6 protein-coding genes are annotated in these 4795 nt (G+C 63.7%); 3 read left to right on the forward strand and 3 right to left on the reverse strand.

What is annotated here, in order from left to right:
* Positions 1-203: 203 nt before the first annotated feature.
* From GNZ13_RS36745 to GNZ13_RS36755, 3 genes are all read right to left on the reverse strand, one after another.
* Positions 204-584, reverse strand: a complete 381-nt coding sequence (locus GNZ13_RS36745) for a hypothetical protein (protein ID WP_172173972.1) — start codon at positions 582-584, stop codon at positions 204-206.
* A 166-nt stretch (positions 585-750) separates the two neighbouring features.
* On the reverse strand, positions 751-1701 hold the full coding sequence (gene hslO / locus GNZ13_RS36750) for an Hsp33 family molecular chaperone HslO (RefSeq protein WP_172173974.1): 951 nt from the start codon (positions 1699-1701) through the stop codon (positions 751-753).
* Positions 1702-1765: 64 nt separating this feature from the next.
* Complete coding sequence (locus GNZ13_RS36755; RefSeq protein ID WP_172173977.1) at positions 1766-2290, reverse strand: gamma carbonic anhydrase family protein; 525 nt, start codon at positions 2288-2290, stop codon at positions 1766-1768.
* 308 nt (positions 2291-2598) lie between these two features.
* Here GNZ13_RS36755 and GNZ13_RS36760 point away from each other — a divergent pair, with 308 nt between their 5' ends.
* The 3 genes from GNZ13_RS36760 to GNZ13_RS36770 form a co-directional block, all read left to right on the forward strand.
* Positions 2599-3519 carry a ferritin-like domain-containing protein gene (locus GNZ13_RS36760; protein WP_172173979.1) on the forward strand — a complete coding sequence of 307 codons (921 nt, stop codon included), beginning with the start codon at positions 2599-2601 and terminating at the stop codon, positions 3517-3519.
* Positions 3520-3604: 85 nt separating this feature from the next.
* On the forward strand, positions 3605-4489 hold the full coding sequence (locus tag GNZ13_RS36765) for an alpha/beta fold hydrolase (RefSeq protein WP_172173981.1): 885 nt from the start codon (positions 3605-3607) through the stop codon (positions 4487-4489).
* Between the two features lie 116 nt (positions 4490-4605).
* The coding region (locus GNZ13_RS36770; protein WP_236002361.1) for a PHP domain-containing protein at positions 4606-4795 on the forward strand (190 nt) is incomplete at its 3' end.

Consider the following 4795-nt stretch of genomic DNA (forward strand, 5'->3'; position numbering starts at 1 on the left):
CTTCCGCTCGTTGGGTCTTCCGTCGGTGGGTCCCTCGCCGATCAACTGATCCGAACCGCCGTGTACGGACCCGTACGCACGGTGGTGTGGGAGGGGTCGGGCCGCGAGGCCTGCCCCTATCCCGATTGAGCTTGTGACGATGCCAGCGTTTCCGCCGGGTTGCCGTATCGGTATGGCTGCTATCCAGGAGTGCTTGTTTCGGCTTACCAGCCCCAGTACGGTGAGTAGCCTACGCCGACACCCGTACCCCAGCCGTGCCCCCAACCGCCGCCGTAATAACTGCCGTACACGCTGACAGGCGGCGAGTAATAACGGGAATACGCCTGAGCGGCGTTCTCGGCGTCAATGGCCTGATTCTGATCGGACAGCACCTGACGGTCGATTGCATCGTAGCGCTCGCGTTCTTCTGGCGTGAGCGGCCGGGCGGTGTTGGCCATGCCCGACTGGTCGGCCGGCAGACGGCTATAAATCGGCGATGGGCCAGGCGGGTCCATCACGCAGCCCGTGAGCGCGGCGCTGCCGGCGATGACCGTCAGCACGGTGAACGTGCGCATGTAATGCTTGAGCGAAGTAGGGATGTTCATCTTGATCTCCATCGGTCGGATGCCTAAGCAAAACATGCGCAGCGCGCACCGCCCACGATCCAACGCAACGATCGACGATAACGCGCCGCCCGAGCCCAAAAAAGCAGCAGGCGACGCGTCATTTTACTGCCGTAACACAGGTTTAGTGGGCCGCCGCCTGGCCGCTTCAGTGCCGCTGGTCGGCAGCCGGAGTCACGCCTTGGGAGAGCGCATTGGCGACAAAAAGTTGCGTCACGTCGACCGGATCGAATTCGTACCGTTGATTACAGAATTCGCAATGAATCTCGACCTGACCGCGTTCTTCGATCACACCATCCACTTCCTCGCGGCCCAGCATCTTTAGCATGGCCCCGACTTTTTCGCGTGAACAGCTGCATTCGAAGCGCGTCGTGGCCGGTTCGAAATGCTGGACATTCTCCTGCCAGAACAGACGGCGGAAAATCGTTGCCGGTTCTTCCTTCAGCAGCTCGTCTTGCGACATCGTGCCGCCGAGCGTGCAGACGCGCTCCCACGTGTCCGCATCCAGATCTCCCGGATGCGGGACGATGCCGCCGTCGCCCGGCAGCTTTTGCAGCAGCATGCCGACTGCGCGTTCGGTGTTCGCCGCGAGCCACAGGCGCGTGTCGAGTTGCTCGGAGTGATGCATGTAGTGCTCGAGCACTTCGGACATCGACTTGAGCGGGCCGTCCACACCCGACAGCGGCACGATACTTTGATACGGCTGCTGACCGGGCTGTTTGTCGCGCGGGTCGAGCGTGATCACGCAACGGCCATGGCCGCTCGCGTTGACCAGTTCGATCATGGAGGTGGTGTCGTCGATCGTATTGCCCGCTTCGCCGGAGAGCTTGGCGGTGGCGCGCATCGACAGGTCGGAGCTGCACTGCACCACCAGCATCTTGGCCGGTCCGTCGCCGAAAATCTGCATGACAAGCGTGCCGTCGAACTTGAGGTTCGCCGAAAGCAGCGCGCACGCGGCCATCATCTCGCCCAGAATCGTCCGTACGGGCGCCGGATAGTCCCGGCGTGTCAGCACTTCCTGCCACGTATTGCGCAGCGAAACGATCTCGCCGCGCACCGGCGCCGCGCTGAACATGAATTTTTGCAACTGGTCGCTCACAACTTTTCCTCGGTCGAATGACGCAGCCTGATGCTGCGCCGTGCGCGCCGCGTGCTCCGGCTGATTAGCCGATGCGCACGAGCTGCGCCTTGAAATATTCGCGGCGCTCGGCATAGCTTGCCGTGCCGCGCTGCATATTGGCGATATCCGTCTCGGTCAGTTCGCGCACCACTTTGGCGGGCGCGCCGAGAATCAGCGAATTGTCGGGAAACACTTTGCCTTCAGTGACGATGGCGCCCGCTCCGACCAGACAGTTGCGGCCGATCACCGCACCATTCAAGACCACGGCCTGAATTCCGATCAGCGAGCCTTCCTTGATCGTGCAGCCGTGCAGCATGACCTGGTGGCCGATCGTCACATTCGGCTCGATCGTCAGCGGGAAGCCCGGGTCGGTGTGCAGCACCGCGTTTTCCTGCACGTTGCTGCCGGCGCCGAGGGTGATCGGCTCGTTGTCGCCGCGAAGCGTCGCGCCGAACCAGACGCTCGAATTTTCCTCGAGCGTCACATTGCCGATAATGTTCGCCGAATCCGCGACGAATACGCTTTCATGGATGGTCGGGGCGGCTTCGCCAAGCTTATAAATTGTCACGGTGTCTCCTCTTGATCGGTCGCTATGCGCTGCGCGGGCTGGCTGGGGCGGCGAGACGGGCTTTAGAGCGGGCTGCAAGCGGGGGTTGCAACACGGGGTTGCAAAGCACCCGAAAACGCCCCGCCGGACCCGGTTGTCCCGTCGGCCCTGTGCAATAGGCACGCGAGATGGTCGAATCGCGTATTGTAAACGGTTGTGTGGTTAGGCCGCTTGACGGTGCCGCAAGCCGTCCGACACCAAACCAAGCCTTGGCGAACGCCGCGCCTCCCGTCTTGCCTCTTGCCGTGCCCTTTGCCAACCTGGTTGCCATGAATTCCGCTGCTCCGTCTATTTCGCCGGCTCTGCCGATATCGAATCCTGAGAATTGCTCGAATCGCGCGAATTGCGCGCGTACCGCGGCGCTGGCCACATTGCGCGAAGTCGACCCGGCAACCAAGGCAGCCGCGGCCCGCGCGTTATATGCCGCAGTGCTCGACGGTAGCCTCGCATGTGCCGCAGACCTCGAACTCGCCGAGCCGGCAGACTTGCCAGGCCGTCCGGCACGCCCCGAGCTGGTCGATCCGCGCAAGCTGAAGCGCCGCAGCATGCAATCGCCCGAGGGGCGAGCCGTCTTGCTGCATGCGCTCGCCCACATCGAATTCAACGCCATCAATCTCGCGCTCGACGCCGTCTGGCGTTTCGCCGGCATGCCCGCCGCGTTCTACACCGACTGGCTCAAAGTTGCCGCCGAAGAGGCCCATCACTTCTCGCTGCTGGTCGCGCGGCTCGCGGAATTCGGCCATGCCTACGGCGATTTCCCCGCACACGACGGCCTTTGGGACATGTGCGAGCGCACCCGTGCCGACGTGCTGGCGCGCATGGCGCTGGTGCCGCGCACCCTCGAAGCGCGCGGCCTCGACGCCTCGCCGCCGATCCGCGCACGCCTGCAACAGGCGGGCGACCAGGCGTCCGCAGCGATTCTGGACGTGATCCTGCGCGATGAAATCGGCCATGTGCTGATCGGCAACCGCTGGTTTCGCCATCTGTGCGACGAAAGCGGCCTCGATCCGCACGTCACCTACACGCGCCTCGCCGACCAGTATCACGCACCGAAATTACGTGGTCCGTTCAATTTCGAGGCACGCCGCGATGCCGGCTTTGACGAAACCGAACTGGCCGCGCTGGTCGCCCTGGCTGGCCTTGACGCTGAGCAGCCGGTCCCGCCGGCCGCTCCGGCCACGAGCGACTGAAGCCTTATTCCATAGCCCGACCCCACGCATCGCCCGGCTATCTCGTTATAATCGAACGACCATTCTTTTTTCAGGCGCGCCGTTCATGAATACCTCCAAGTCTGAATTCGTTGCCGTGCGCGGCATCCGTTTGCACGTGCGGCGCTGGGGCAATCCGGATGCGCCGATACTGTTCATGCTGCACGGCTGGATGGACGTGGCGGCGTCGTTCCAGTTCGTCGTCGACGCATTGGGCGGCGACTGGCAGGTGATTGCGCCCGATATGCGGGGCTTTGGCCTGTCGGACTGGCCGGTCGCCGAGCGCGGCGGCGGCAACTACTGGATCCAGGACTACCTCGCCGATCTCGACGCGCTGCTTGACCACTATGCGCCGGCCGGCGAAGTCAATCTGGTCGGTCACAGCATGGGCGCGAACATTGTCTGCCTGTATGCGGGGGTGCGGCCGGAGCGGGTGCGGCGCGTGGTCGATCTGGAAGGCTTCGGTCTCGCGCCGTCGCACTCGGCGCAAGCGCCCAAGCGTTTGCGCAACTGGCTTGACGAGTTGCGCGATCCGCCGCAGTTGAAGCGCTACGCGTCGCAGGACGATGTCGCCGGACGCCTCATCAAGACCAATCCGCGCCTCGCTCCGCAGCGCGCGCAGTTCCTCGCGCAGCATTGGTCCAAGCCGGACGGAGAAGGGCGCTTCATGCTGCTCGCCGATCCGGCGCACAAACTGCGCGGGCCGACGCTGTACCGCCTCGACGAAGTGATGGCCGTGTGGCGCAAGGTGACCGCCAAAGTGCTGCACGTCGAGGCCGCTGACTCGCCTACGCTCGCACGGATCGCCGGCGAGATTCCGCTCGACGAATTCAAGGCGCGTTTCGAGGCCTTTCCGAACTGGCGCGAGAAAATCATCGACGAAGCGGGGCACATGGTGCATCACGACCAGCCGGAGCAGGTTGCCGCGCTGATCGAGGGCTTCTGCGCCTGAACCTTGCGAAAAGGTTTCGATGCGAGGTTTCGATGCGAGGTCCACTATCGTGAGATAGCTCTGCGGTCACTTACTGCGTTGCAGTAAAATGAGTGCAGAACCTTCTCAAGACAAAGATGAACGCTGACCTCCACTGTCACTCCACCGTTTCTGACGGCCAGTTCGCGCCGGCCGATGTCGCGCGCCGCGCGCACGCGGGCGGCGTGACGCTGTGGGCGTTGACCGACCACGACGAAGTGGGCGGCCAGCACGAAGCGCGCAGCGCCGCTGAGGCGCTCGGCATGGGCTACCTGAGCGGCGTGGAGA

This window comes from Paraburkholderia elongata (genome assembly GCF_013177735.1).
Taxonomy (GTDB): domain Bacteria; phylum Pseudomonadota; class Gammaproteobacteria; order Burkholderiales; family Burkholderiaceae; genus Paraburkholderia; species Paraburkholderia elongata.

Bases quoted from the DNA above. Each gene is read 5' to 3' on its own strand.
- GNZ13_RS36760 (WP_172173979.1), top strand. From the start codon at position 2,599: ATGAATTCCGCTGCTCCGTCTATTTCGCCGGCTCTGCCGATATCGAAT.
- GNZ13_RS36745 (WP_172173972.1), bottom strand. From the start codon at position 584: ATGAACATCCCTACTTCGCTCAAGCATTACATGCGCACGTTCACCGTG.
- GNZ13_RS36765 (WP_172173981.1), top strand. From the start codon at position 3,605: ATGAATACCTCCAAGTCTGAATTCGTTGCCGTGCGCGGCATCCGTTTG.